The sequence below is a fragment of the Natronococcus occultus SP4 genome (assembly GCF_000328685.1).
GTDB lineage: Archaea > Halobacteriota > Halobacteria > Halobacteriales > Natrialbaceae > Natronococcus > Natronococcus occultus.
Genome location: NC_019974.1, coordinates 507,457 through 533,855, shown reverse-complemented (window position 1 = coordinate 533,855; position 26,399 = coordinate 507,457). Strand labels below are relative to the sequence as shown.

The 26,399-nt window shown below is 67.5% G+C and carries 24 protein-coding genes; 12 read left to right on the top strand and 12 right to left on the bottom strand.

Annotated elements, in window-relative coordinates; translation table 11 throughout:
• Positions 1-73: 73 nt before the first annotated feature.
• Together NATOC_RS02650 and NATOC_RS02645 are read right to left on the bottom strand one after the other, a co-directional pair.
• On the bottom strand, positions 74-2,212 hold the full coding sequence (locus tag NATOC_RS02650) for an IucA/IucC family protein (protein ID WP_049888629.1): 2,139 nt from the start codon (positions 2,210-2,212) through the stop codon (positions 74-76).
• The gene (locus NATOC_RS02645) at positions 2,209-2,997 is read right to left on the bottom strand and encodes an NAD(P)/FAD-dependent oxidoreductase (protein WP_015319868.1); all 789 of its coding nucleotides are present in this window, start codon (positions 2,995-2,997) and stop codon (positions 2,209-2,211) included. The genes NATOC_RS02650 and NATOC_RS02645 overlap by 4 nt, the downstream gene beginning before the upstream one ends.
• Before the next feature lie 144 nt (positions 2,998-3,141).
• On the opposite strand from NATOC_RS02645, the gene NATOC_RS02640 reads away from it, so the two are divergent.
• Together NATOC_RS02640 and NATOC_RS02635 are read left to right on the top strand one after the other, a co-directional pair.
• Positions 3,142-3,663, top strand: coding sequence for a type II toxin-antitoxin system RatA family toxin (locus tag NATOC_RS02640; RefSeq protein ID WP_049888628.1), 522 nt, complete (start codon positions 3,142-3,144; stop codon positions 3,661-3,663).
• Positions 3,664-3,856: 193 nt separating this feature from the next.
• The gene (locus NATOC_RS02635) at positions 3,857-4,306 is read left to right on the top strand and encodes a response regulator (protein WP_015319866.1); all 450 of its coding nucleotides are present in this window, start codon (positions 3,857-3,859) and stop codon (positions 4,304-4,306) included.
• Between the two features lie 27 nt (positions 4,307-4,333).
• Here the strand turns inward: NATOC_RS02635 and NATOC_RS02630 are convergent, their stop codons facing one another.
• Complete coding sequence (locus tag NATOC_RS02630; RefSeq protein ID WP_015319865.1) at positions 4,334-4,843, bottom strand: FxLYD domain-containing protein; 510 nt, start codon at positions 4,841-4,843, stop codon at positions 4,334-4,336.
• Positions 4,844-4,975: 132 nt separating this feature from the next.
• The gene (locus NATOC_RS02625) at positions 4,976-6,043 is read right to left on the bottom strand and encodes a M42 family metallopeptidase (RefSeq protein WP_015319864.1); all 1,068 of its coding nucleotides are present in this window, start codon (positions 6,041-6,043) and stop codon (positions 4,976-4,978) included.
• A gap of 166 nt (positions 6,044-6,209) precedes the next feature.
• Here NATOC_RS02625 and NATOC_RS02620 point away from each other — a divergent pair, with 166 nt between their 5' ends.
• The 3 genes from NATOC_RS02620 to NATOC_RS02610 all read left to right on the top strand — a co-directional run bounded on the left by NATOC_RS02620 (position 6,210) and on the right by NATOC_RS02610 (position 8,935).
• Positions 6,210-7,376 (top strand): thiolase domain-containing protein, encoded by a 1,167-nt coding sequence (locus NATOC_RS02620; RefSeq protein ID WP_015319863.1) that lies wholly within the window; start codon positions 6,210-6,212, stop codon positions 7,374-7,376.
• Positions 7,377-7,434: 58 nt separating this feature from the next.
• Positions 7,435-7,821, top strand: coding sequence for a Zn-ribbon domain-containing OB-fold protein (locus NATOC_RS02615; protein WP_015319862.1), 387 nt, complete (start codon positions 7,435-7,437; stop codon positions 7,819-7,821).
• A gap of 259 nt (positions 7,822-8,080) precedes the next feature.
• On the top strand, positions 8,081-8,935 hold the full coding sequence (locus tag NATOC_RS02610; RefSeq protein WP_015319861.1) for an NAD+ synthase: 855 nt from the start codon (positions 8,081-8,083) through the stop codon (positions 8,933-8,935).
• Positions 8,936-9,001: 66 nt separating this feature from the next.
• On the opposite strand, the gene NATOC_RS02605 is transcribed toward NATOC_RS02610, so the two are convergent.
• Genes NATOC_RS02605 through NATOC_RS02595 form a run of 3 tightly spaced genes read right to left on the bottom strand, consistent with a single transcriptional unit; the run spans position 9,002 to position 11,530 of the window.
• Entirely contained in the window at positions 9,002-9,994 is a 993-nt protein-coding gene (locus tag NATOC_RS02605; protein ID WP_015319860.1) for an alpha/beta fold hydrolase, read from the bottom strand.
• Positions 9,995-10,040: 46 nt separating this feature from the next.
• On the bottom strand, positions 10,041-11,117 hold the full coding sequence (gene meaB, locus NATOC_RS02600; RefSeq protein ID WP_015319859.1) for a methylmalonyl Co-A mutase-associated GTPase MeaB: 1,077 nt from the start codon (positions 11,115-11,117) through the stop codon (positions 10,041-10,043).
• Positions 11,114-11,530 carry a cobalamin B12-binding domain-containing protein gene (locus NATOC_RS02595; protein ID WP_015319858.1) on the bottom strand — a complete coding sequence of 139 codons (417 nt, stop codon included), beginning with the start codon at positions 11,528-11,530 and terminating at the stop codon, positions 11,114-11,116. Before NATOC_RS02595 ends, meaB begins: the two co-directional genes overlap by 4 nt.
• Before the next feature lie 208 nt (positions 11,531-11,738).
• Here NATOC_RS02595 and NATOC_RS02590 point away from each other — a divergent pair, with 208 nt between their 5' ends.
• Entirely contained in the window at positions 11,739-12,410 is a 672-nt protein-coding gene (locus NATOC_RS02590) for an HD domain-containing protein (RefSeq protein WP_015319857.1), read from the top strand.
• 101 nt (positions 12,411-12,511) lie between these two features.
• On the opposite strand, the gene NATOC_RS02585 is transcribed toward NATOC_RS02590, so the two are convergent.
• Positions 12,512-13,186 carry a LysE family translocator gene (locus NATOC_RS02585; protein ID WP_015319856.1) on the bottom strand — a complete coding sequence of 225 codons (675 nt, stop codon included), beginning with the start codon at positions 13,184-13,186 and terminating at the stop codon, positions 12,512-12,514.
• Between the two features lie 51 nt (positions 13,187-13,237).
• The gene (locus NATOC_RS22185; protein ID WP_169330921.1) at positions 13,238-13,381 is read right to left on the bottom strand and encodes a hypothetical protein; all 144 of its coding nucleotides are present in this window, start codon (positions 13,379-13,381) and stop codon (positions 13,238-13,240) included.
• A 230-nt stretch (positions 13,382-13,611) separates the two neighbouring features.
• Between NATOC_RS22185 and NATOC_RS02580 the strand changes: the two genes are divergently transcribed.
• Together NATOC_RS02580 and NATOC_RS02575 are read left to right on the top strand one after the other, a co-directional pair.
• Complete coding sequence (locus NATOC_RS02580; RefSeq protein ID WP_015319855.1) at positions 13,612-14,292, top strand: thioredoxin domain-containing protein; 681 nt, start codon at positions 13,612-13,614, stop codon at positions 14,290-14,292.
• Positions 14,293-14,400: 108 nt separating this feature from the next.
• Entirely contained in the window at positions 14,401-15,252 is an 852-nt protein-coding gene (locus tag NATOC_RS02575) for a TlpA family protein disulfide reductase (protein ID WP_245549675.1), read from the top strand.
• A 52-nt stretch (positions 15,253-15,304) separates the two neighbouring features.
• Here the strand turns inward: NATOC_RS02575 and NATOC_RS02570 are convergent, their stop codons facing one another.
• Positions 15,305-17,833, bottom strand: a complete 2,529-nt coding sequence (locus NATOC_RS02570) for a DNA topoisomerase I (RefSeq protein ID WP_015319853.1) — start codon at positions 17,831-17,833, stop codon at positions 15,305-15,307.
• Between the two features lie 342 nt (positions 17,834-18,175).
• Between NATOC_RS02570 and NATOC_RS02565 the strand changes: the two genes are divergently transcribed.
• Positions 18,176-19,624 carry an MATE family efflux transporter gene (locus NATOC_RS02565; RefSeq protein WP_049888874.1) on the top strand — a complete coding sequence of 483 codons (1,449 nt, stop codon included), beginning with the start codon at positions 18,176-18,178 and terminating at the stop codon, positions 19,622-19,624.
• A 2-nt stretch (positions 19,625-19,626) separates the two neighbouring features.
• On the opposite strand, the gene NATOC_RS02560 is transcribed toward NATOC_RS02565, so the two are convergent.
• Complete coding sequence (locus NATOC_RS02560) at positions 19,627-21,147, bottom strand: flippase (protein ID WP_015319851.1); 1,521 nt, start codon at positions 21,145-21,147, stop codon at positions 19,627-19,629.
• A gap of 69 nt (positions 21,148-21,216) precedes the next feature.
• On the bottom strand, positions 21,217-21,606 hold the full coding sequence (locus NATOC_RS02555; RefSeq protein ID WP_015319850.1) for an FxLYD domain-containing protein: 390 nt from the start codon (positions 21,604-21,606) through the stop codon (positions 21,217-21,219).
• Positions 21,607-21,710: 104 nt separating this feature from the next.
• On the opposite strand from NATOC_RS02555, the gene NATOC_RS02550 reads away from it, so the two are divergent.
• From NATOC_RS02550 to NATOC_RS02540, 3 genes are all read left to right on the top strand, one after another.
• Positions 21,711-22,640, top strand: a complete 930-nt coding sequence (locus NATOC_RS02550; RefSeq protein WP_015319849.1) for a sulfide-dependent adenosine diphosphate thiazole synthase — start codon at positions 21,711-21,713, stop codon at positions 22,638-22,640.
• 91 nt (positions 22,641-22,731) lie between these two features.
• Positions 22,732-25,428, top strand: a complete 2,697-nt coding sequence (locus tag NATOC_RS02545; protein ID WP_015319848.1) for a PAS domain S-box protein — start codon at positions 22,732-22,734, stop codon at positions 25,426-25,428.
• A gap of 55 nt (positions 25,429-25,483) precedes the next feature.
• On the top strand, positions 25,484-26,386 hold the full coding sequence (locus NATOC_RS02540) for an NAD-dependent epimerase/dehydratase family protein (protein ID WP_015319847.1): 903 nt from the start codon (positions 25,484-25,486) through the stop codon (positions 26,384-26,386).
• Positions 26,387-26,399: the final 13 nt, after the last annotated feature.

Below are 26,399 nucleotides of genomic sequence, written 5' to 3'. Positions count from 1 at the left end.
TGGCTGATATTCACGCCCGGGGTGTGTTAAGCGTAGCGAGGCGTCGCGACGGGACCACAGCCACGGCCTCGGCTCACGGCACGATCCGCTCCCGGCCAGCCGCGGCGAGCGGGTTCGAGATCTGGCTGGTCACGTACTCGTGGCGCTTGCCCCGCAGGCGCATCGCCGTCAGGGCCTTGTGGTCCGTCGGCTGCTCGAGCAGCGCCGCCCGGTCGCGGTCGAGTCGCGCCGACGAGGCCGCGTCCTCGGCCCGCAGTCGCTCGAAGGCCCGATCGCACCGCTCGCGGACCAGGGTCCAGCAGTCCCGTTCGTCGACGGGCGTTTCGCTGGCGACCGTCGCGACGAGCTCCGCCAGGTGGTTCTGGAAGAGCGCGTAGTAGAGCTTCCGGTAGAGGGCCGCCTCGTCGGCGGCGTCGACGTCCGAGTCGGGGTAGGGGTCGACCGCGAGCCCGCGCTCGGCGAGCCGACTCCGGAGGATCCGAATGCCCCCGAGATCCCGAATCAGCGTCGCGACCGGTTCGGGGCCGTCGAAGACGACCAGGCTGTTCTGGAGGTGGCTCTCGAGGGCCACGCCGTACGCCGAGAGCAGGCGCAGCTGCTCGGGGACGACGACCGCGACGTAGCGCTCGAGGAAGGCGCGCGCCGCGTCGGCGACGGTCGCCGCGTCGATCCGCTCGCCGTAGCGCTCGAGCAGCTCCCGGACGAGCGGGCGCCCGGTCGTCGGGAGGTCGGCGACGAGGCTCGAGGCCACCACCGGAATCCCGTCCTCGGGGACGAGCCGGTGGGCCGACGGGTTCTGTCGCACCAGCCCGGAGAGGTGACGCGCGTCGTCGAACGCCTCGCCTTCGGGGTGGGGGCCGCCGGGCGGGGAGTAGCAGGTCGCCGCCGGCTCGGCGAGCAACCCCAGCTCCTCGAGCGACTCCCGGCGCTCGATCGCGCGGACGACGTCGGTTACCTGCGGCCCGTTCGTCACGGCGTGGGGCGACAGGGTCCGTACGACGTTGGTGGTCTGGACGGGAATCGCGAGCTTGAGGTGGGGCAGCGGGCCGTCGGCGGTGCGATCGGTGGCGTAGGGGACGACCGTCCGGAGGTTGAGCTGTGGCGTCGCCGGCGTCGCGTAGTCGGGGATCGGGACGACCCGTCCGTCCTCGATCGCGTCGGCGTAGCGGTCCGGAATCGTCCGGTGGTACTGCATCGGGTGGACGGGGACGACGGCGTACTCCTCACCCGCCCGCCCCGCGGGAACAGCACGCTCGAGCGCGCCCTCGAGGCCCTCGAACGTCGCGTACAGGCGGTCGGTCAGCCGACCGTGACCGTCAGCGGACCCCTCCGTGCAGGTCTCGAGGGCGTACTCCCGGTCGACGCCGACGAACCGCAGGTCGATTCGCTCGGTGAACTCGGGCGCGTACGCCAGCCCGTCAGCGGCGGTCATCCCGCGTCGGATCTTGCCGGCGGGATGGAACGGGTGGCCGTCGGTGACGATCCGCTCGAAGGCGGTCGCGGCGTCGGCGCTCGGGACGCCCCTCGCGACGGCCTCGAGCGGCGACTCGACCGCGGAATCGACTCGGTCCTCGATCTCCCCCGCGAGGACGGGCGTCGCCAGCCGCGCCAGCGCGAGGTTGGCGACGCTCTCCGCGAGCTCGGTCCGGATCCGTTCGGCCTGGTCGGCGTCGGCGAACGCGTCTTCGCCGGAGAGCAACGGGACGAGGTCGACGGGATGGGTGAGTCGCCCGGCGTCCTCGCCGTCTCGTCCCGCAGCCGCCGAGGACCACCGGAACGTCGGACCGACGAACCGGAAGCGATCGTAGCCGTGTCTCGCCGTGATCGGCGCGATCAGTGCCGTCTCCGAGGACGGAAACGGAAGCACTGCGAGCCGACGACAGCCGTCGGGAATCGGATCGACGAGCGCGCGGAGCCGATCCCCGGTCAGCGCCTCGAGGGGTGTCGGTGCGTCGGGAACGGCGGGGGTCGCCGGATCGACGAACGCGGCGTCGGGAAGCGCCGCCGGACGCCCGCGGAGCAGCCCGCGGACGAGCCGGCGACAGATCTCTCGGCGCGCGTCCGGAAGCGCCGCGAGGTACGCCGTCTCCACCGGGGTTCCGAGGCCGTGCGTTCGCGCGTACGCGGTCGCGGCGCCCAGCGTCTCACGCTCGGCGCTCGTTCGAAGGCGTACCGGTTTGCCATCGACCTGACGACGACGACGAGGACTCACGATCGGTCCCGCTCGACGCTCGGGTGCATCGTCGGCCGTTCCTCCAGCGGCTCCGACAGTGCCTCGAGCATCGTCTCCCGGGCTCGCTCGTCGCGTCGCCGCCGTTCCTCGTCGTCGATCTCCTCACAGCCCGGGGGCACCTCGCGGCCCCGACCCGTGAAGTAGCCGTCGGGGACGACCCAGTCCTGGTAGAAGCCGACGTCGGCGTCGTGAATCACCGCGAAGCCGACCTTCGCGCCGTGGCCGGCGGCGACGATCGCCTGGTGGGGTTCGTCGGCGATCCGGCCCGCCGCGTAGACGCCGTCGACGGCGGTTCGGCCGCCCTCGTCGACGCTGACGAAGTGTTTGTTCCCGCGCTGGAGCCGCCCGACGTCGAGGGGAACGAGGTAGTCGCTGTCCGACCAGGAGGCGGCGATTACCCGCCGTGCCTCGATCGGATCCCCGCCGTCAGTCTCGAGGACGAACCCTTGCCCGAGGTCGGTCTCGACGCCGGGTTCCCCGGCTCCTCGCGATTCCGACGGAGCCGCGCTGTCGATGGGTTCGACGCTCGTCACTCGGCCGAGTTCGAACTCGGCGCCCGCGTTCCGGGCTTGCTCGCGCGTGAGCTGGAGATACCGACGGGCGTCGATCCCGTCGGGAAACCCGGGGTAGTTCTCGAGGCTGGCGTTGCGCGCCAGGATCGACTCGCCGCCGTCGACGACGAGGGTGTCCAGTCCCGCACGGGCAGTAAAGATCGATGCGGCGAGGCCAGCGACGCCCCCGCCGACGATACAGACGTCTCGCATGGGTCGGCGTTATCCCCCGGGCGTATAGAAGATTGCCACCGTCCTCGGCCGAGCGCGCTCCGTGGCCGTCGGCGTCGGTCGCGGTCACGGCGCGCGATACCCCGAATGGGAATCCTTACTACCGATCCCCGTCTTAGCCACCCCGTGGACAGGATCCTGCTCAGTACGGTTGCGTACCGCCCCCCCGAGGAGGTGTTCCCGTACGTCCGGTCGTTCGTCGACTACCCGCGGTATACCGACCACCTCAAGGAAGTGCGCGTCCGTGGCAGCGGTGACGTCGGCTCGATCTACGACCTGGAACTCGCCTGGTGGAAGCTCAGCTACACCGCCCGATCGAAGGTGACGACGATCGAACCACCCAAATCGCTGCGATGGCACCTGGTCAACGACGTCGACGCCCGCGGCGAGTGGCGCGTCGAGCCCGAACCGGAGTCTGCGCCCGACGGCGCCGAGAGCGCCAGTCGGATCTACTTCGACGCGACGTACGACCCCTACTCGGCCGACGAGAACGCGCTTGCCCTCCCTCGGTTCGTCTCGCTGGACTGGGTCGTCCGGAAGGTCGAACCCAAGCTGCTCGACGAGGCCGAGACCGTCGTCGAACGACTCGTCGCGGACATCGAGGGGCGGCGTCGCGACGTGGAGCTGGCGGTTCACGAAATGCCGTGAGCCGTCCGCAACACGGCGTGATTCCCGTGGTAATATATAAAAGCGTTACATAGGTAGTCCGTACGCTCTCGATGGTAGGTACGCTTCGCCCGTGTATGGGACGAGCAAGCGAGCACCGGTCGGCGTCGGTGGACGATGGAGTCAAAGCGCTGTCGGCGACCACCGACATCCCGCCGTCCACGACCGAGGAGCGATGAGCGACGACGAGGGCTCGGACCGTGACTCGGTAGAGATCCTTCTGGTCGAGGACAATCCCGGCGACGTTCGCTTGCTCGAAGAGGCCCTTGCGGTCACCGACATCCCCCACCGACTCCACACGGTCACCAACGGCAACGAGGCCATCGAATTCGTCTACCAGCGCGGGGAGTACGACGACACTCCCCAGCCCGATCTCGTCTTACTGGATCTGAACCTGCCCCACACCGACGGCCACGAGGTGTTAACCGAGCTCAAATCGAACCCGGAGCACAGCCGGATCCCGATCATCGTGCTCTCGAGTTCGAACGACGAAGAGGACGTCCAGCGGGCCTACGCGGCCGGAGCCAACGCCTACCTGACGAAGCCGGTCGATCCCGACGAGCTCGTCGAGCGGGTCGAGCTGATCGAGTCGTTCTGGTTTTCGCTCGCGCAGCTGCCCGACTGAGTCGGCTCGAACCCAGCTCGACGGCTCTCAGTACTGGCTACCGCTGACGCCGATATCGTACTCGTCGACGTCCTCGGCGTCCTCGAGCACCATGATCTCGAACGCCCAGGTCTGGTCGCCGTCGAGGTCCTGGGTGTTAGTCATGTACCGGTCGAGCTGGTGGCCGTCCGGGTCGTAGATCCGAACGCCGACCTCGACGTAGTCGAACATCTCCTCGCCGGTGTTTTCGACGATCCCTTCGACGGCAATGTCGTCGCTGAACTCGTCTTCCTCGACGACAAGTTCGTGTTCGAGGACTTCGAGGTCGCCGAACTCGAGGACGTCCTCGCCCTCCTCGCGGTCCTCGACGTCCTCCTCGTCGAGCTCGTCGTCGTCCGCGTCGTCGCCACCGTTGGCGTCGTCATCACCGTTTTCGTCGTCACCGTTTTCATCACCGTTCTGGTACTCGTCGTCGCCGTTGTCGCCGTCGCTCGCGCAGCCGGCCAGAACGCTGGTCAGTACCACTGATCCACCAAGCAGCACACTTCTTCGATCCACGAAACAGTCAACGCTTCCGACATACAAAAGATTGTTTATTTGATATAAGTGTAGCGAGAACTGTCACTGTACTTTTGATATTCAGGAGATAATGAATCGGGAAGACCGATCGAACGGCTCGGGGAAGTCGTGCTAGAACGTGTACTCGTGGTCGCCGTCCTCGGTCTCGAGGAACGCCTCGAGCAGGTCGATGGTGGCCGCGATATCGTCGACGTGGGCGGTCTCGGTGACGGTGTGGAGATACCGCGTCGGAACCGAGATCGCGCCGACGGGTTTTGCGCCGGCGGTGTTTTGGAAGCCGGCGGTGTCGGTGCCGCCCGCGGGCAGGATCTCGAGCTGGTGGTCGATCCCCCGCTCGTCGGCGACGGCCTGCATCCGACGGTGGACCTTCGGGTTCGTGATGACGCTCGAATCCTTGAGCTTGATCGCGGTTCCCTCACCGAGTTCGGTGACGTGTTCGCCGTCGTCGAACTCGGGGAGGTCGTTGGCGACGGTGACGTCGAGCGCGACCGCGAGGTCGGGGTCGACGTCGACGCCCAGCGCGTTCGCGCCGCGGAGCCCAACCTCCTCCTGAACTGTCGCACAGAAGTGGATCGTCGCGTCGGGCGCCTCGAGGCGGCGGGCGGCCTCGAGCATCGCGAACAGACAGACCCGGTCGTCCAGGGCCTTCCCCGTGATCGTCTCGCCGACACGCTCGGTGGTCTGATCCATCGTGACCAGATCGCCCGGCGAGATCCGCTCGTCGGCCTCCTCGTAGGGGAGACCGACGTCGACAGCGACGTCCTCGACCTCCGGGGTCTTCTCGCGTTCCTCCTCGTCCAGGGTGTGAGGCGGAGGCGAACCGATGACGCCCGGAACATCGCCGTCCTCGGTGTGGATCATCACCCGCTGGGCCGTGAGCACGCGGGCGTCCCACCCGCCCAGCGCATCGAGCTCGACGAAGCCGAAGCCGTCGTCCTCGCCGCGGACGTTGCGAACCATGAAGCCGATCTCGTCCATGTGGGCGGCGACGGCGACCGAGTACTCCCCGTCGCCCTCGAGCGTGCCAACGACGTTACCCATCGCGTCGGTTCGGACCCGATCGACGCTGTCCTCGAGTTCTTCGACGACGAGTTCGCGCACGCGATCCTCGTAGCCGGGGACGCCGCTGGTTTCGGTGAGCGTCTCCAGAAGCTCGGTGTCGAACGGGGCGGATTTCATGCTTGCACGTGAGGACGAAACGGTGATAAGCGCGTGGAAACCGATCGCCGTACGGTCTCGGATTCGAACTCGAGGGCGAGTAAACACTCCAGATCCGACGATCGCTGCCGCCGACGTTGAGATATTAACCGCGGGGTATTAACCGATCCGTCCACAAGGGATGTGTATGTCTGACGTACGTGTCGCAGGTGCCGGGCTGACCGAGTTCGGCCACAGTCCCGAGCGAACGAGCCGGGACCTCTTCGCGGAGGCGACCATTACTGCCTTCGAGGACGCCGACGTTCCACGGGAGGACGTCGACGCACTGTTGTACGGTAACTTCATGGGGGAGCTCTCGGAACACCAGGGTCACCACGGCCCGCTGATGGCCGAGGCCGCGGGAATCCAGGCTCCGGCGACCCGCTACGAGTCGGCGTGTGCCTCGAGCGGGGCGGCCGTCCGCGATGCCGTGTTTCGACTCCGCAACGGCGAGGACGACGTCGTCCTCGTCGGGGGTGCCGAGCGGATGACCAACCTCGGCACCGCGGGCGCGACCGAGGCCTTAGCGATCGCGGCCGACGACCTTTGGGAGGTCCGAGCGGGAATGACCTTTCCCGGCGCCTACGCCCTGATGGCCCAGGCGTACTTCGACGAGTACGGCGGCGAACACGAGGACCTGGCCCACGTCGCGATGAAAAACCACGAGAACGCCCTGACCAACGAGAAGGCCCAGTACCAGAGCGCGATCGAGATCGAGGACGTCCTCGAGGCGCCGCCCGTCTCCGAGCCGCTCGGACTGTACGACTCCTGTCCGATCTCCGACGGGGCCGCCGCGGCCGTGCTGGTCAGCGAGTCCTACGCCGAGGAACACGATCTCGACGCGCCGGTCTCGATCTCGGGAACGGGACAGGGCGGCGATCGGATGGCCTTACACGACCGGGAGTACCTCGCCCGCTCGCCCGCCGCCCGCGAGGCCGGCGAGGAGGCCTACGCCGACGCGAAGATCGACGCGGCCGACGTCGACGTCGCCGAGGTCCACGACTGCTTTACGATCGCCGAGGTGCTTGCGATCGAGGCGCTGGACCTCGAGCCGGTCGGTGAGGGGATCTCGGCCGCCCGGAACGGTCGCACGACCGCCGACGGCGAGACGCCGATCAACCTCTCGGGCGGGCTGAAGGCCAAGGGCCATCCCGTCGGCGCGACGGGCGTCTCCCAGATCGCCGAACTCACCGACCTGCTCGCGGGGGACCACCCCAACAGCGAGTTCGTCGACGGGGCGACGACCGGGGTCGCGCACAACGCGGGTGGCACCGTCGCCAGCGCGACCGTTCACGTTCTGGAGGTGGTTGCGTGAGCGACGTTCGTCGAGCGAGCGCAACGACGCCGGTGCTTGCTCCGGGGGTGAGCGAACAATGAGCGACGACGTCCAGGACGCCGGCTTCGACGAGTGGCTCGACGCCGCCGAGGACGACGCGGCCTACTACCTCGAGTGTCCCGAGGGCCACGCCTCGCTGCCGCCCCGCCGGGTCTGTCCGGACTGTGGCGCGACCGACCTCGAGGAGACCGCCTTGCCCGACAGCGGCGAGATCGAGACGTTCACCGTCACCCACGTCCCGACGCCCGCCTTCGAGGAGGACGCCCCCTACGCGACGGCGGTCGCCGCCTTCGGTCCCGTTCGGCTCACCGGCCAGGTCGTCGACGCCGACCTCGAGACCGTCGAGACCGGCCTCGAGGTCGACATCGAGATCACCGTCTCGGAGACGACCGGCGAGCGCGTCCTCGGGTTCAGCCCCGTCTGAGGCGTTCGAACAACGCGATACTGCCTTCTCTCTCGGAACGAGAGCGACGATCGGTTCGGAAGACGCGTTGCTTCCAGCCGTGACGGACCGGGCGGTCGTCCACGGGTGCAGTTCGTCGACTACCATACACGAGTACCGACCGGTCCGACGAAACCGGGGTCGCCGATGATAATTCACCCGAAATCGAGGGTATCAGGGCCTGATCTGCTACCGAAAGCGCATAGCTTTTCAGTTAGACGCCCGGTTATCCAGTACTCACATGGAAGACCTCTACGAGCAGACGCAAGACGAGATCAGTCCCGTAGACCTCCGATTTTCCGAAGACGAGATGGAAGCACAGGTCGATCACCTGACCGACTTCATCCGGGAACGCGTCGACGCGATGGGTGCCGACGGTGCGGAGATCGCGCTCTCGGGCGGGATCGACAGCACGGCGACCGCCTACCTCGCCGTCGAGGCGCTCGGCGCGGAGAACGTCCACGGCGTCCTCCTCCCCAAGGAGGTAAACGAGGAGGCGAACATGAGCGACGCCGAACGCGTCGCCGAGGAGCTGGGTATCGACTACGAGGTGATCGGGATTGACTCGGTCATGGAAGAGGTCCTGGCCCAGGGCGACGCCCAGACCGAGAATCCCTCCGAGGACGAGTGGGAGGGTCGGTACGTCGGCAACACCAGCGCCCGCGTCCGGATGACCCTGATCTACCTGCTGGCCAACCGCGAGAACCGGATCGTGCTCGGCACCGGCAACCGCGCCGAGCTCGCGACCGGCTACGTCACCAAGTACGGCGACGGCGGCGTCGACTGTAACCCGCTCGCCAACCTCTACAAACAGCAGGTCCGGCAGGTCGCGGCCCACCTGGGCGTCGACGAGTCGGTCGTCCAGAAGACGCCGACGGGCGGGATGGTCGACTACGACACCGACGAGGAGGAGATGGGAATGAGCTACGACACCCTCGACGCCGTCCTCGCGTTCTACGTCGACGGCAACCTCCCGGCGTCGGTCACCGCCCGACTGACCGACACCTCGGTCGAGGCCGTCGAGCGCATCCAGGAGTTCCACGAGGAAAGCGCCCACAAGCGGACGCCGCCGGCGACCCCCGAGCCGCTGTTCTGAGGACTTCCCGCCGTTCGCTTCTTCTCGCTTGTTTTCGAGGGTGCCGTCAGCTCGCCGATCGCTCGACTACGCTTCGACGTCGGAGTCCGAGCCGATACCGGTGTTCGAGTCGGCGTCGGAGTCGACCCCGAGATCACCCGCCAGCAGCTCGGTCGTCAGATACTCGACGAACTTCTCGGGGTGTTCGGCGTGGGGGAGCTGGGTCGCGTAGTCGATGACGACCAGATCCAGGTCGGCCGCGTCGGCGAGGGTACGGCCCTCCCGCAGCGGGACGAGCTCGGCGTCCCGGCCCCAGACGAGCGTGGTCGGCGTCTCCAGGGCGGCGAGCTCGGTCTGCAGATCGAAGTCGGGATCGAGCGTCCCCGAGGCGAAGGAGGCGGGCGCGTATCGGGCGCCTGGCTGGTGGGCGCTCGTCCAGGCGTACGCGACCTCCTCGTCGTCGATCCGGTCGGGTTCGTAGTAGCCGTCGCGGTCGTAGAAGTACCGGATCGAGGGTTTGCTCGCCAGCAGGTTAAAGAGGGTCGTTCCGACCACGGGCGAGCGAAGCAGGGTGCGCAGCCACGGTCGCTTGCCGCCGGTGTCGGCAGTCGGCCCGATCAACACGAGGTGGGCGAACTCGCTGTCTTCGGCCGCGTCGACGGCGAAAGCTCCGGTCAACGAGGACGCGACGACGATCGGCTCGTCGGTGACGTCGGCTGCGAAATCCCGGACGAACTCGGCGTACAGTCCCGCCGAGTAAACCAGCGGCGGGCGCTCCGAGCGGCCGAACCCGGGGAGATCGACCGCGACGACGCGGTAGTTCTCGGCCAGCCGCTCGATGACGGGCTCGAACTCGTAGCTGCTGGCGCCGGCGTGGATCCCGTGGAGCAACAGCATCTCCTCGTCGTCGGGGTCGCCCGCGACGGTGTAGCTCACCTCCATCCCGCGCCAGCGGTAGGTTCGCTCGATCCCGGTGAGCCGGTGGTCGAACTCGCTGGCACGGCGTTTCAGCAGTCGATTCCCGACCGCGGCCGCCCCGACGGTGCCGACGATACCGCCCAGAACTGTTCGGAGTCGCATACCGTCCCGTACCGCGGCGACCGCCTTAGATTTGCGGTCGGCACAGTTACCGGGTCCGGGTGTCGACGTCCTCGAGGCAGTCCTCGACCGGCGCGAGGACGTCGTCGGCGATCGTGTAGGGATCGGTCTCGCCCGCGGCGACCGCGGCCGCCAGCTCGTCGATCCCGCCCGCGTCCTCGAGTTCGTCTTCGAGCATCGCGTGGACGTCCTCGCGAAGCAGTGTGCGGATCTCCTCGGCGTAGCGCTGGCGGGCCTTCTCCGTTCGGGTACCGGAATCGACGAGGAACTCCCGGTGGGCAGCCAGCTCGTCGATGAACGTCTCGACGCCGGTGCCGTCGGTCGCGACGGTCTCGACGATCGGCGTCGTCCACTCGGCGGCGTCCTCGCTCGACTCCTGGGTCGTCGCCGCGGTGGCGCCGTGCTGGTCGCCCTCCGTGTCGGGGCCGTGGTGGCCGCCCCCACCGAACCCGCCCCCGGAGTCGAGTTCGATCATCTCCCGGAGCTCCTGGACAGTGCGGTCGGAGCCCGGACGATCGGCCTTGTTGACGGCGAAGACGTCCGCGATCTCGAGGATTCCGGCCTTCAGCGTCTGGACATCGTCGCCGGAGCCCGGCGGAACGAGCACGGCGACCGTGTCGGCGGTGCGGACGATGTCGATCTCGTTCTGGCCGGCGCCGACGGTCTCGATGATGATCTTGTCCTTCCCGAAGGCGTCCATCGCCTTGACGGCGTCCGCGGTCGCCGTCGAGAGCCCGCCAAGCGTGCCGCGGGCGCTCATCGAGCGGACGAAGACGTCCATGTCCCCGACCGTCGAGGCCATTCGGATCCGATCGCCCAGCACCGCACCCCCCGTAAACGGCGAGGACGGATCGATCGCGATGACGCCGACGGTCTCGCCGCGCTCGCGGTAAGTCTCGGCGAGCTTGTCGACGAGCGTCGACTTCCCCGCGCCGGGGCTGCCGGTGATCCCGATCACTTCGGCCTCGCCCGTGTGGGCGTACAGCTCGGAGACCAGGTCCCGGTAGCCCGGCGAGCGGTTCTCGATCTTCGAGATGACCCGCGCTAACGCCCGGTGTTTCCCCTCGAGCAGCTCGGTCAGCAGCGTCTCGTCGTCGGCGTTCATCGCTCGGGTGCGTTCTCGCGGACGAACTCGATGGTCTCCTCGATCGACGTTCCGGGGCCGAAGATTGCCGAGACCCCTTCCTCCTCGAGCTCGGGACGGTCCTCCTCGGGGATCACGCCGCCGACGAGGACGAGCGTGTCGTCTTTCGCGTCGTACTCCTCGAGCCCGTCCATGATCTTCGGAACGAGGGTGTCGTGGGCGCCCGAGAGAATCGAGATCCCAAGGACGTCGACGTCCTCCTGGACCGCAGCCTGGACGATCTCCTCGGGAGCCTTGTGCAGCCCCGAGTAGATGACCTCGAACCCGGCGTCGCGGAACGCGCGCGCGATGACGTGTGCGCCGCGGTCGTGCCCGTCGAGACCGACCTTGGCAACCAGACAACGGATCGACTCCTGCTCCTGTTCACTGCTCATACCCTCCCTTCCCGAGCCGGCTGTTTGACTTTAACGGAAAATCCTGCAATTCCCGCCGGCGTTCAGCCGCGCCGGGGCCGATCCGACCGGAACGGACGACGGTTGACCGACCGTGATAACATCCATCATTCGGAACCAAAGGCCTAAGAGCGAAACCGGCTTACATTCACCCAATGACTATCGTACATCTATTGCGGAGGGATCTCTCATGGGCGTCGAAATAAAAGAATCCAGAGTAACCGACGCCGAGTTCGAAGCGATGCGGGAGTTCGTCTTCGAGTACCTCGCAGCAAGCGTCGAGAAAGAAGAGGAAGGCGGTCGCATGCGCTGGTACCCGTGGCACTCCGCGGAGTATCGCCACAACCACATCCTCAACGTCGTCGAACTCTCCGAAGAGATCGCCCGGAAGGAAGGCGCCGACGTCGACATCACCCGCGTCGCCGCGCTCTTTCACGACGTCGCGAAACTCGAAACCGACCAGGACCTCCACCCCGAGGCCGGCGCCCGCGTCGCCCGGGAGTACCTCGAGTCCCGCGCGGAGTACCCCGACTCCTTCATCGACCAGGTGTGTCGGGCCGTCGAACAACACGCCTACCAGGGCGATCTGAACGACGTCTCGCTTGAAACCCAGTGTCTCATCGAGGCCGACCTGCTCGACAAGATCGGCGCCAACGGCACCGCGTTGATGCTGTTACGCATGGGGTACGAGGCTCGCACGCACATGGAAACCGACGAGATGGTCGAGCGCGTCCTCGAACGCGGCTACGACGCCGCCTCGCGGGTCCAGAGCGACACCGCCGAGGGGATCGCCCACCAGCGGCTCAAGCGGGTCAAGTGGTTCCGGGAGTGGCTTGAGGACGAGATCGCTGCGATGGGGTGACGTGCTCCTACGACTGAAGTCGTGGGTTTTGCGCCTGTACTTCGATAACGACCGCCGAACGGTTCTCCGCGTCGGAACGCCCGGCGCCGCGTTCGACCGACTCACAGCAACGCGAGCGCCCCCACTGCGAGGAAGACGACGCCGAACCCGACGAGCACCAGCGCGCTCCCCGCGGCGACGATCGGTGCCAGGGCGTCGATCCGTCTCCCGGCCGACACCAGCCCCGCGGGGTAGACGACGATCCAGAGTGCGATCCCGCCGAAGAACCCCGCCAGCAGCGTCGGCGACCCCGTTTCGACGACCAGCGTCCCCTCGAGAGAGGCGCCGACGGCCGGAACGTGCGAGAGGACGTCCAGACTTCCCGACCGCAGCAGGCCGACGCCGGCGGTAAGCCAGAATCCGATCTGGTAGGGGTTTGTCAGCGACAGCGCGAACGTCTTGCGAAACCCTTTCGAGGCCGTCTGCCCGCCGTCGGTAAAGGAGGTTGCCGCGCGGGCCTCGCGGACGGCACCGACGGCGAAATAACACATCAACAGCCCGCCGAGCAGGTAGAGGACGGGACGGACGACCGGGTAGCGGTCGATCACGGCGACGACGCCGGCGAGCGTCAACACGAAGAAGAGAACGTCGGCGAGCATCGCGCCCAGTCCCGCACGGAAGCCGGCCGACCACCCCCGGACGACACTCTCCTCGGCGATGATCGCGTTCATCGGGCCAGGTGGGGCGGCGAGCGCGATGCCGAAGACGATTCCGGCGAGGACGGTGGCGACTGGCACGGTGTTCGCTCTCACCTCCGGTATGAATCGTGAAAAGCGACGCGTTCGCGGCTACTCGAGGACGTCGGGGACGACCCGACAGCCACACGGGGAGACCACGCCGTCGGTCGGCCCGGTCAGCGTCACCATCGCGATCGGTCGTCCACAGAGCGGGCAGTCGGGGCGCGACGACGCGTCCGCGGCGTCGCCGGTCATCGTCGTCCTCGGATCGTCGCCGTCGGTCGTCGCGAGCGAGGCCGCGGGCGTGTCGTGCGGTCATAGGTCATGATATTCGAACCGCTCGGGACGCCTGCGTTCCCGAGTCGGTCTCGAGCGCAACGTTTCCCCGAACGGACTTATTTCTACTGGCGATTGTCATCGGAACCGGGCCGACGGACTCGATCGACCACCGCCTCTTTGAGCCGCGGCCGCGTACCGATGAGCGTATGGAACGTCGCGACCGCGAGTCGGCCGAGAACCGCGAGCGGATACGCGGGGGGACAACGCGACGGCGACGGCTGCTGGCAGCTCTCGGAACGACGGCGCTGGCTGGCTGTCTCGAGGACGACGAAGACGACGCCGAGAGGGAGGCAGATCACGACGCCGAGTCCGAGGAGCCCCCCTTCGAGCTGCGGACGGTCGATGCACCCGGAAGCGAGGACCGAACGGCGATCGTTCCGGGCGAGGACCGAGTGACGTTTCTCAACGCGACGCGGCTGATGTGTCCGACCAGCGAGGGGTTGATCGAGACGATCGCCGACGCTAGGGACGAACTCGAGTCCCGGGACGACATCACCCTCGACGAGGACGTCCGGTTCGTTTCGCTGGTCGATCCTCGGTCGGGGCCGGACCCGACCCCGGAGGAGCTGGCCGACTGGTGGGTCGAACACGGCGGCGAGTGGACGATCGGCATCGACGAGGACGGGTCGATCAACGACCACTACGAGATCAGCGGGTTTCCGACGGTGCTGGCCCTCGGCACCGACGACGACGTCCACTGGCGTGACACGGGCGGCACCGGTTCGAGCAACATGGTGACCGGGATCGAACGCGCCCTCGAGGCTGCACCCGACGTTGCGTCGCCGGAAGACGACACCGACGGAGCGACCGACGAGTCGGATGACTGACCGAACCGGTGGACCCTTTTTCGTCCGACCCGTACGAACGGTTATGAGTTCGGTTCGCGTCCGTCGATCGATCGGCGGGAGCGGTCGTCCGCGAGGGGTGACCGACTGGTGAGACGGCGCGATATCGTCGCCGGAATCGGCAGTCTCGGCGTGCTCGGTGGCGCGGGCGCGATCGTTCGCTATGGGCCGCCGTCGGTCGGCGACGACGGCGAGGACGACGCGGCCGACGACGACGGGGAGGAACGGGAGTGGCCGATGGAGGTCGAGACGGTCGCGGCCCGGGGGAGCGAGGACGGGACGCTGACCGTCCCCTCCGAGGACGTTATGGTGTTGATGTTCTTCGTCAACGGCTGTGGCAACTGTCAGGTGCAGGCCGGACGGCTCGCCGACGCCAGAGCACAGCTCGCGGACGACCACGGCGAGGACGTCAGCTTCCTGTCGCTAACGTACGACTCCGAGGAGGGGTTCCCGCCCGAGGAGCTCCGCGAGTGGTGGGAGACCCACGGCGGGAACGGCTACGTGAGCTACGACGCCTCCGAGCCGATGCGAGAGTACTCGGCGGTCGGCTACCCGGTCACGATCGTCATCGATCCCGACGGCGAGGAGCACTGGCGCGAGACCGGAACCACCGACGGCAGCCGGATCGCCTCGGAGGTCGAGGCCGTCCTCGCGGCGAGAGCCGACGCGGACGACGGTGACGACGGCGAGGAGTCAGACGGCGACGATACCGAGGAAGCGGGCGCAAACGAGTCGTCGGACGGCGACGCTGCGGACGACGACGCAACTGAACCTGACGCTGACGGAGAACCCGAAGCAGACGGAGAACCCGAAGCAGACGGAGAATCCGAAGCAGACGGAGAATCCGAAGCAGACGGAGAATCCGAAGCCGACGACCAGGCGGTGTCCGAGGACGAGGCCGACGGTGGCTCGTCAGCACCCGCAACCGACGACTCGGACTGATCCCCTCGAAGAGCTCTGTCTGCGAAGGATCGAACCCGAGCCCGCGCCGACGCTACGCCTCGGCCTGCCAGCTGCGGACCCGATCGGCGCTGACACCGTCGACGTCCTCGGCGACCGCGTCGGGGTCGGCGTCGGTCAGGTCCTCGAGGCTCTCGATGCCCGCGTCGACGAGCTTCTCGGCGGTCTTGGCGCCGACGCCGTCGAGGCTCTCGAGGTCCGAACCGCTGTCTGCCTCCCGGGCCTGGAACTCGCGGTAGTTACAGATCGGACAGCCGAGCTCCCAGGGCTCGTCGCCGCTGTGGACGAGCAGTTCGGGTAGGTCGTGTTCTTCGCAGCGCTCGTCGGTGACTTCGATCTCGCCGCGCCGGGGTAGCGGCAGCGAGTACTCGCAGTCCGGATAGCGCGTACAGCCGACCAGCCGGGAGCCGCTCTGGAGAGTCTTGATTACGAGTTCCCCGTCCGCTTCGGCGGTTTCACCGCCTTCGCCTCGCGACGTCGGAGACGTCGCGCCCTCCCCACAGTCCGGACAGTCGCCCAGGATCTCGCCCTCACCCGCCTCGTCGGCTGTACACAGCGGACAGCCGTGGACGAACGTCTGGCGGCCGGCGAGCATCTTCACCTCGTTGAGCCCGTGCTCGTCGCACTCGCCGTCCATGATCAGCGGCTTGCCCGTCGAGGGCAGCGGCAGCGTGTTCTCGCAGTCCGGGTAGCCGTCACAGCCGATGAAGTAGGAGCCGTGGCGGCTCTGACGGACGAGCAAGTCCTCGCCACACTCCGGACAGGGACCGAGGCGCTTGTCGTCTTTCAGCGACTTCCGGAGGTGGTCGCCGATCTCCTCCCGGGACTCGGCCAGGTTCGCGAAGATCTCCTCGAGCATCTCTCGAGATTCGTCGGTGACGTCCTCGAGACCGGCCTCGCCGGAGGCGATGGCGTCCATATCCTGTTCCAGCTGGGCCGTCATCTCCTCGCTGACGACCCGGTCGGCGTAGCTCTCGGCGGCGTCGACGACCGCCATCGCCAGCTTGGTCGGACGGGGCGGATCGCTCTCGATGTAGCCCCGGTCGTATAATTTTTCAATAGTGTTGTGCCGTGTGCTTTTTGTCCCCAGGCCGAGATCCTCCATGGTCTCGATGAGACGCGACTGGCCGTACCGACGGGGCGGCTGTGTCTCCTTCTCCTCGAGCTCGACGTCCTCGATCGAAAGCTCCTCGCCGGTCTCGACGTCGGGGACGTAGTTCTCGGTCGTGTTGAAGTACGGGTAGACGTCGTGGTAGCCCGGCTCGACGAGGCGCTTGCCGTTTGCCTTCAAGCGGACGTCGTCGACCTCGGCGACGACCTTGAGGTGTTCCCACTTCGCGGGATCGGCGACGGTCGCGTAGAACCGGCGCACGACCAGCTCGTAGATCTCCCACTCGTCGTCGCTGACGTCGCCGCCCCGGGTCGGGATCTCGCCCGTCGGGTGGATCGGCGGGTGGTCGGTCGTCTCCTCGTCACCTTCGGTGGCCCGGATCTCGTCGGCCTCGAGCAGCGAGTCGGCCGCGTCGCCGAGCGTCGAGTGGCCGACGAACTCCTCGAGCAGCTCCTCGGGATCGAGGTCGTCGGGGTAGACGGTGTTGTCGGTCCGCGGATAGGTAATGTAGCCGGCGGTGTAGAGGTCCTCGGCGATCGACATCGCCCGCTTGGCCGAGTAGCCGATCGCGCTGGCCGCGCGGATGAACTGGGTCGTGTTAAACGGCGCGGGCGGCGCGTCGGTCCGGGTACGGCGATTGACGTCGACGACCGTCGCGGCGTTGCGACCCGACAGGGTCTCGTAGACCTCGTCGGCGCGGGCCTCCTTCCAGACGCGCTCGGCCTCGTTGTCGTCCTCGTCGCGGTAGAAGTACTGGGCCTCGAACGTCGTCTCCGCCTGTCGGAGGTCGGCAAAAAGCTCCCAGTACGTCTCCGGATCGAACGCCTGGATCTCCCGCTCGCGGTCGACGATCAGCTTCAGCGTCGGCGACTGGACCCGTCCGACCGAGATGAAGTCGTTGCCGAGCTGGCCCGCCGACAGCGAGAGGAATCGGGTGAGCGCGGCGCCCCAGATCAGGTCGATGATCTGGCGGGCCTCGCCCGCCGCGGCCAGATCGAAGTCCAGCTCGTCGGGCTCGTCGAAGGCGTTTTTGACCTCGTTTTCGGTGATCGAGGAAAAGCGCACCCGACGGATAGGGACGTCCTCGTCGACCTCGCGGACGATGTCGTAGGCCTCCTTCCCGATGAGTTCGCCCTCGCGGTCGTAGTCGGTCGCGATCGCAACCCGTTCGGCCCGGCGGGCGAGGATCCGCAGCGTGGCGACGATGTTTTCTTTCGTCGCGGTCTTCTCGATATCCGCGTCGATGAGCTCGACGGGCTCGACGTCCCGCCAGTCGGAGTACTCCGAGGGGAAGTCGACCCCGACGACGTGGCCCGACAGACCCACGCAGCGCTTGCCGCCCCACTCGTAGACGTTGACACCGTTCTCGCGCGTCGAATCATAGCTACCGCCGGAAAGGATGTCGGCGATCCGTCGCGCGGCGTTGTCCTTCTCGGTGATGATCAGTTCCACCGTCGATCACCTCGCGGCTCGGGCGGCAGGTCCGGAGCGAAAACTGCGGTCATGGTCGCCCGGTACGATCGAGCCTCTGATAACGCTTTCGGCAAAACCCGCAGACAGCGCGGGTGTGCGTGCGTTACGCGGGCGTTGCGCTCGCGCACGGTTTGCGCTCGCGCGTGCACGAGGTGTCGTCGACTGCGCCGAGCGCGAACCGTGTCGGCGCGTCCGGTTCGGTCGGGACGGGGCCCGAAAGTCGGCAACGGAACCGGGGAGTCGAGCCCTTTTGGTCCGCCCGGAGAGAACCTCCACTGCAACGCCGTGTCCGAGTCCGAGCCAGAACGCAAACGCGTCGACATGACGACGGGATCGATCCCCCCGAAGCTCCTCCAGTTAGCCTGGCCGCTCGTGCTCGGCAACCTTCTGCAGACCTTCTACAATCTCGCGGATATGTTCTGGGTCGGTCGCGTGAGCAGCGAGGCCGTCGCGGCCGTCTCGCTGATGTTTCCCCTGTCGTGGATGTTCGTCTCGACGGCGATGGGACTGACGGCGGCGACGATCGCGTTGGTCTCCCAGTACGTCGGCGCCGACGACGACCGAATGGCAGACCGGGTCGTCGCCCAGACGATCCTGCTCGCGCTCGCGGTTTCGAGCGTCCTCGCCGCCGTCGGCCTCTACTTCCGTCGACCCCTACTGTGGTTGATCGGCGCGCGTGATCAGGTCTTCGTCGAGGCACTGGCCTACATCGAGGTGATCTTTCTCGCCCTTCCCCTGACGTTTCTGTTCTTCGCGTTCCGGTCGTCGCTGCAGGGCGCCGGCGACACCAAGACCGCGATGTGGCTGGTGCTCGTCTCCGCCGGACTGAACGTCGTCCTCGATCCGTTCCTCATCCTCGGCTGGGGGCCGTTCCCCGAGCTGGGAACCCGCGGCGCGGCGATCGCGACGTTCATCGCCCGCGCGTTCGCGGCCGTCGTCGGAATCTACATCCTGCTCGACGGACGGTTCGGCGTTCGGCTCCGGATCGGCGACCTCGCGCCCGACCTCTCGGTCCAGCGCCGGCTGATCGACGTCGGCTACCCGGCGACGATCGACGGCTGGGCGCGCAGCTTCGCGTCGGTCGCGATGGCCGGCTTCGTCGCCCGTTTCGGGGCCGCGCCGACCGCAGCCTACGGGATCGGCGTGCGGTACATGTCGGTCACGTGGGCCGTCGCGGGCGCGGTCGGTAACGCGACGGCGACCGGCGTCGGCCAGAACCTCGGCGCGAGGACGCCCGACCGAGCCGCAGCCGTCGCGCGGATCGCCACGGCGGGGACGATGCTGTTGATCTTCGTGGTCGCCGCCGTCCTCGTCGCCTTCCCGGCCCAGGCAATGGGAATCTTCGTCGCCGATCCAGCCGTGATCGCCGAGGGCGTTCTCTTCTTGCGAATTATGGCGCCGTTCTGGGCGTTGTTCGCGGGCGTGATGGTGCTGCAAGGCGCGTTCCGCGGCGCCGGCAACACCCGCGAGGCGATGGTGCTGTCCTTTCTCTCGCGGTGGATCTTCCGGGTTCCGGTCGCGCTGGTGCTTGCCTTCACGGCCGTGACGGTGCCGTTCATCGGCGTGACGATCCCGACTGTCGCCGCGATCGACCTCGGCGTCGCGGGGATCTGGTGGGCGTTCTCGTTCGGGATGGTCGCCTCGTTCGTCGTCGCCGTCGGCTGGTTCCGGCTGGGGACCTGGACCGAGGGGATCATCGACGAGGACGGCGACGCCCGTGGACCCGGGGCGGAGTCCGGCGCGGGAGACGAGCCCGATGCCGTCGACTGACCTCACTGGCCGGAGCCGCCGACGGGGAGCCACTTGCGAAGCGTCGGGCTGAACGCCGCGGCCATCTGGGCGTCGTCGTCGGTAAACGCGTCGGTGAGCACGAGCGTCCCTGCGTAGGTGCCGACGACGACGATCGGGAGGACGGCGGCGATCACGTAATCCGACTCGAGGACGTAGACGACGGGTGCGCCGGCGACGGTCGCCGGGAGGCCGGCGCCGACGACCTTGGCGAAGTCCCGGGTGAAGGGATGGATTCCGTCGAGGGAGTAGATCTCGACGAGGGTGAGCCCGCCGACGAGAAACAGGGCGGTCGCCGAGCCGATCGCGGCGCCCTCCATGCCGAGGAACGGAACGAGCGTGAACGAGACCACCAGGTTCGCCCCGAAAAGCACGAGCGTGTTGGCGAAGACGAACCGCGAGTAGCCAAGGCCCTGCAGCAGGGAGCCGTCGGGGCCACCGAAGGTGACGTTGAACAGGAAGGCGGCTGCCAGCAGGGCGACGACCGCCGCGGCCTCGGCGTACTGGGGCGTGTACAGCACGGCGAGGTAGGAGCTCGCGCCAAGCGAGAGGAAGATGGCGACCGGCAGGGTGATACCGGCGATCCAGCGGGCCATGATCCGGAACCGCTGTTCGACCAGCTCGATATCGTCCCGGCTCTCGGCGATCAGGGGTTTGAACACGGGCGACAGCGAGTTGAAGATGATCATCAGCCCCGATCCCAGCATGTAGCCGACTCGATAGATCCCGACGTCGTCGGAGTCGAGGAAGAAGCCGAGCACGAAGTAGTCGACGTGGCCCATCAGGACGAAGACGACGCTGGTCATCGCCAGCGGTACCGAGTACCGCACGAGCGGGCCGGTGGCGACGAGTTCGATCTCCGTCGTCAGGAGGTCCCAGGCCTTGTAGGTGAAGACGGCGGCGCCGACCGTGATCGCGACGAACAGGCCGACGATGTAGCCGGCGACCAGCCCGAGCAGCCCGAACCCGGCCAGCAGGAGCCCCGCGGTGACGGCAAAACGGACGATCGGCCGCACGAGGTCGCGCATGATCACCCGGTACTGGAGCTTCTTGATGCTGTAGTAGGAGGTCAGCAAGACGTTGTAGATCGCCAGCATCGGAATCGTCACCGAAAGCAGGAGAAGTCCGACCCGCAGCGGCGGCTCCTGGAAGAACTCGGCCAGCGCGCCGGCGCCGAGCGCGAGCACGAGCGCGACGAGCGACGAGGTCACGAGGACGGTCGCGGTCACCTGGACGATCACGCCCTTGGCCTTCCCGCGGTCCCCGGCGTCGAGGTGCTGGGGGACGAAGTAGTCGATCGCGAGTGGGAGCCCGAGGTTCGCGAACACCTGCATGAAGAGGATGACCGACGTCGCCAGGACGAACAGCCCGTAGACAGAGGGGCTGACGAACCGCGTCATCAACATGACGATCGCGAAGCCCAGCACCCCGTTGATCACGTTCCCGACGAACGTGATGCTGCCCTGCCTGGCGAGCGTGGTGACGCCCTCGTCCTGATCGGTCATGGCTGCGTGTGGTGTCGGTGGGTGCGGCACGTCGGGGGCGGTCGTCGGCTCGCTGTCGGAACGGACACGTCAGACACCCGTCGCCGGCTCGAGTTCGTAGTCTGCGACCGCGGCGGCGGCCTCGCCGAAGTGGGGGAACTCGGCGTCGAACGGCCACTCCTCGTCCTCGGCGACGTTCTCCTCGACGTTCTCGATGACGCTCTCTAGCTCCTCGCCCTCGGCGTCGAAAAACGTGACCCGGATCTCGACGTACGAGAGGGTCCGCTCGCCCGCGTTCCTGACGACTCCCCAGACGTAGACGCGCTCCTCGTCGGTTCCGGGGTCGTCGCGCACGAGGTCGTCCCAGACGATCTCGACGTCGCCGGGTTCGGTGATCTCCTCGGCGTCCTCGGTGAAGTACTCGAGACAGCCCGACACCGACACCGCGGCGGCGAGCGCCAGGAACGCGCGGCGATACATCGAGTCGCTCGTTTGCAGCCGCGGGTATTGAGGGTACGGGTTTCAGTCAGCCAGCCGACGGGTCTCGACACACTTTTCACCACCCGCTGTTACCACCTAGTCGTATGAGCGAGTTCGATCAGTTCAGCGACGTCGGTGAAGCGGACGTAACCCGTGCGATCGGTCAGGAGTGGACCGAGGAGTTCATGGACTTCTCGGACTCGGACGTCATCATCGTCGGCGGCGGCCCCTCGGGGCTGACCGCCGCCAAGGAGCTCTCCGAGCGCGGGGTCAAGACGATGGTCGTCGAGAAGAACAACTATCTCGGCGGCGGGTTCTGGCTCGGCGGCTTCCTGATGAACAAGGTCACCGTACGCGATCCCGCCCAGGGGATCCTCGAGGAACTCGAGGTTTCCTACAAGGAGTCCCAGGACAGCGAGGATCTCTACGTCGCGAACGGGCCGGAAGCCTGTTCGGGGCTGATCAAGGCTGCCTGTGACGCGGGCGCGAAGATGCAGAACATGACCGAGTTCACGGACATCGTCATCCGCGAGGACCACAAGGTCTCGGGGATCGTGATGAACTGGACGCCGGTCCACGCACTGCCACGCGAAATTACGTGTGTCGACCCGATCGCCGTCGAGGCCGACCTCGTCATCGACGCGACGGGCCACGACGCGATGGCAGTCAAGAAACTCGACGAGCGCGGCGTCTTGGACGCACCCGGCATCGGCGACGCTGAGGCCTCCGCGACCGGCATGGACCAGACCGACGACGACAGCTACGGCGCGCCCGGCCACGACTCGCCCGGCCACGACTCGATGTGGGTCGGCAAGAGCGAGGACGCCGTCGTCGAACACACCGGCCTCGTCCACGACGGGCTGATCGCAACGGGAATGGCGACCGCGACGACCTACGGCCTGCCCCGCATGGGGCCGACCTTCGGCGCCATGCTCGTTTCGGGGAAACGCGCAGCCCAGGAGGCCATCGACGAGCTCGGGGTCGACGCCGAGCCCGTCGACGTGACCTCGCGGGCGACGCCGGCCGACGACTGAGACGGAGTCGTCTTTGTCGACCGTCGGTCGGAATCGTGACGAACCGAACGACACAGATTTTATACCTACAGTTCGGCTATCGTAGACGAGAATGGAGTCGTCCTCGTCGAACAGTCCCGACGTCTGTACGCGAACACGGCGACAGGAGGTCGTCGCCGATCTCGGCCAACGGGCGCTCGAGACGGACGATCTCGAGGCGCTGCTCGACGAAGCGGCGGACGCCCTCACCGAGGGGCTTGCGGTCGAGCGCGCGGCCGTCCTCGAGTTTCGCACCGCCGACGAGGCGTTGCTCCGGGCGGGCGCCGGCTGGCGTGCGGGACTGGTCGGTTCGGCGACGGTTCCGGCGAGCGCCGACACGCTCGTCGGCGAGGTGCTTCGGTGCAAGGAGCCGTTCCTCGTCGAGGACGTCCGTGGCGAGGAGCGCGTCCACAGCCCCGAGCTGTTCGCCGATCACGGCGTCGTCGGCGGGATCGGCGTCCGGATCGGTTCCGCTGAGGAGCCCTGGGGCGTGCTGGGGGCGTACGCGACCGACGCCCGGTCATTCATCCCACACGACGCCAGCTTCGTCGAAAGCGTCGCAGCCGTCCTCGGGACGGCGATCGAGAACCGACGGAGCCGTCGGCAGTTCGAGGACACCTACGGTCGGATCTCGGACGCATTTTTCGCGCTCGACGAGGACTGGGAGTTTACCTACCTCAACGAGCGAGCCCACGAGCTGATCAACCCCGACGATCGGGAGCTCGTCGGCAGGAACGTCTGGGAGACGTTCTCGTCCGCCCTCGAGCGGCAGTTCAAACCGAAGTACGAGCGTGCGATGACCGAGACGGAGACGGTCACGTTCGAGGAGTACTACCCGGAGCCGCTGGACAGCTGGTTCGAGGTGCGGGCCTACCCCTCCGAGACGGGGCTGTCGGTATACTTCCGGGACGTCACCGACCGCAAGGAACGCGAGCGGGAGCTCGAGCTGTTCCGGACGCTGCTGGATCACTCGAACGACGTCGTTCTGGTGATCGAGTCGGAGACGGGACGGATCCTCGACGCAAACGAGACGGCCTGTCGCCGGCTCGGCTACGACCGGGACGAGCTGCTCGCGCTCGCGGTCCCCGACATCGAACGACGGTTCGCCGACGTCGAGGCGTGGCGCGACCACGTCGAGGACGTCGCACTCGAGGACGCCGTGACGATCGAGGGGGTCCACGAGCGAAAGGACGGAACGACCTACCCGGCGGAAGTCAACGTCAGCTACGTCGGAGTCGACGACGGCTACATGATCGCCGTCGCCCGCGACATCACCGACCGCAGGCGACGCGAGCGCCGGCTCAGACAGTCCCAGCAGCAGTACCGAACGCTCGCCGAGAACGTCCCCAACGGGATCGTGACGCTGTTCGACGACGACCTGCGGTACACGCTCGCGGCGGGACGAACGTTCGATACGCTGCCGGTGTCGGCAACCGAGATCGAGGGCCAGCCCGTCCAGGAGGTCTGGCCCGACGGGATCGGCCGGAGCCTCGAGGGAGCCTTCCGGGCCGCCCTCGGGGGCGAGTCCCGAGAGGTCGAGCTCGAGTACGCCGACCGGGAGTGGGTCGTCCACGTCGTGCCGATCACCGACGGCGACGGCGACGTCTTCGGCGGGATGACCATCGCCCAGGATATCACCGAGCGGAAGGAGCGAGAGCGCCAGCTCCGAATGCGCGAGCGCCGGCTCTCGACGCTGATCGAAAACGTCCCCGGGATGGTCTACCGCTGCAAGACCGAGCGCGGCTGGCCCATGACGTTCGTCAGCGACGCCTGCGAGGCTCTAACCGGGTACGATCCCGACGTCCTCGAGAGCGGCGAGCTCAGCTGGGGCGAGGATGTGATGGTCGAGAGCGATCGCGAACGGCTCTGGGAGACCGTCAACCAGCAGGCGGCGAAGGGAGAGCCCTTCTCGGAGACCTACCGCATCGAGACGGCCGACGGCGACGTGCGGTGGGTCAGGGACCGTGGCCGCGCACTCTTCGACGAGGAGGGGGCCGTCATCGACGTGGAGGGGATCATCGCCGATATCACCGACCGGAAGCGACTGGAGGAGCGGCTCAAGGAGCGCCGGCGCCAGCTGGAGGCCTCGAACGAACGCCTCGAACAGTTCGCCTACGCCGCCAGCCACGACCTGCAGGAACCCCTGCGGATGGTCACCAGCTACCTCGGACTCATCGAGGAGCGGTACGCCGAGGCGCTCGACGAGGACGGCGAGGAGTTCATCGCGTACGCGGTCGACGGCGCCGAGCGGATGCGCGAGATGATCGACGGGCTGCTGGAGTACTCTCGCGTCGAGACCCAGGGCGAACCGTTCGAACCCGTCGCCCTCGAGGACGTTCTTGAGGACGTCCTCGCGGATCTGCAGCTGCGGATCGAGGAGAGCGGCGCCGAGATCACGACCGGGACGCTCCCGCGGGTCCGCGGCGACGGGAGCCAGCTCCGGCAGGTGCTTCAGAACCTACTCGAGAACGCGATCACCTACAGCGGCGAAAAACCGCCGCGAGTACACGTCGACGCGGACCGACGGGGCGCCGAGTGGACGATCTCGGTCAGCGACGAGGGGATCGGGATCGATCCGGAGGATCAGCACCGGGTCTTCCAGGTGTTCGACCGCCTGCACTCCGCCGAGGAGTACGAGGGGACGGGAATCGGGCTGGCGCTGTGTCAGCGCATCGTCGAGCGCCACGACGGCGAGATCGCCGTCGACTCCGAGCCCGGCGAAGGCTCGACGTTTACGATTACGCTCCCCGCGGCCGACGAACCGGAGTGAGCGGGGTCGGGCGGGAACCCCCACGGTTTTTCCCCGGGATCGAGTCGACTCGAGCATGCACGTCGTCGTCACCGGTGCGACCGGTGGGATCGGCAGCTGGATCGTCGATGGGCTCGCGAGCGCGGGCCACGAGGTCGTCGGCGTCGACCTCGAACGCCCGCCCGGCAAGCGGGAGCACGCGACCTTTCTCGCGGGGGATCTGACCGACCAGGGCGTCGCCAGGGAGCTGCTCCGCGATCCCGATCCCGACGCCGTCGTCCACTGCGCCGGGATCCCGGCGATGGGGATCCGTGCGGGCGGCGAGACCTTCGAGACGAACGTCCTGAGCACCTACCACGTCCTCGAGGCCGCCGGACGGACGAACGCGGAGGTGATCTGGACCTCCAGCGAGAGCACCTACGGGATGCCGTTCGCGGCGACCCCCTCCCTGCCCGATTACCTGCCGATCGACGAGGCCCACCCGCAACGCCCGGAGGATCCCTACGGAACCTCGAAGCTCGTCGGCGAGGTGATCGCCGAGCGCACGGTCCGGGTGTTCGACGTGCCGGTAACGTCGCTGCGTCCCGCGTGGGTGAGCTACCCCGGCAGCCAACAGCTCGCCCGAGTCAGAGAGGCGTTCGACCCCGAAACGACCGCACCCGGGGATCAGGGGAGCGGCAACTTCTGGTCGTACGTCGACGTCCGGGATCTGGTTTCGCTGGTCGACGCCGCGCTCACGGCCGACCGCGAGGGTCACGAGGCCTACCTCGCGGTCGCGGCGGAGAACTACCTCGGCCGACCTACAGCGGCGGCGATCGAGGACGTCTACGACGACCTGCCCCCGAACTGCACCCTTGAGGGCGAGGACGCGGCGTTTGCGACAACGAAAGCTCGAGCGGAACTAGGCTGGGAGCCCGAGCACACCTGGCGGGAGGCAGAGCAAGAAGAGCCGACGACGCCGTCGTTTCTGGAGGGGTGACTCGGAGCCGACA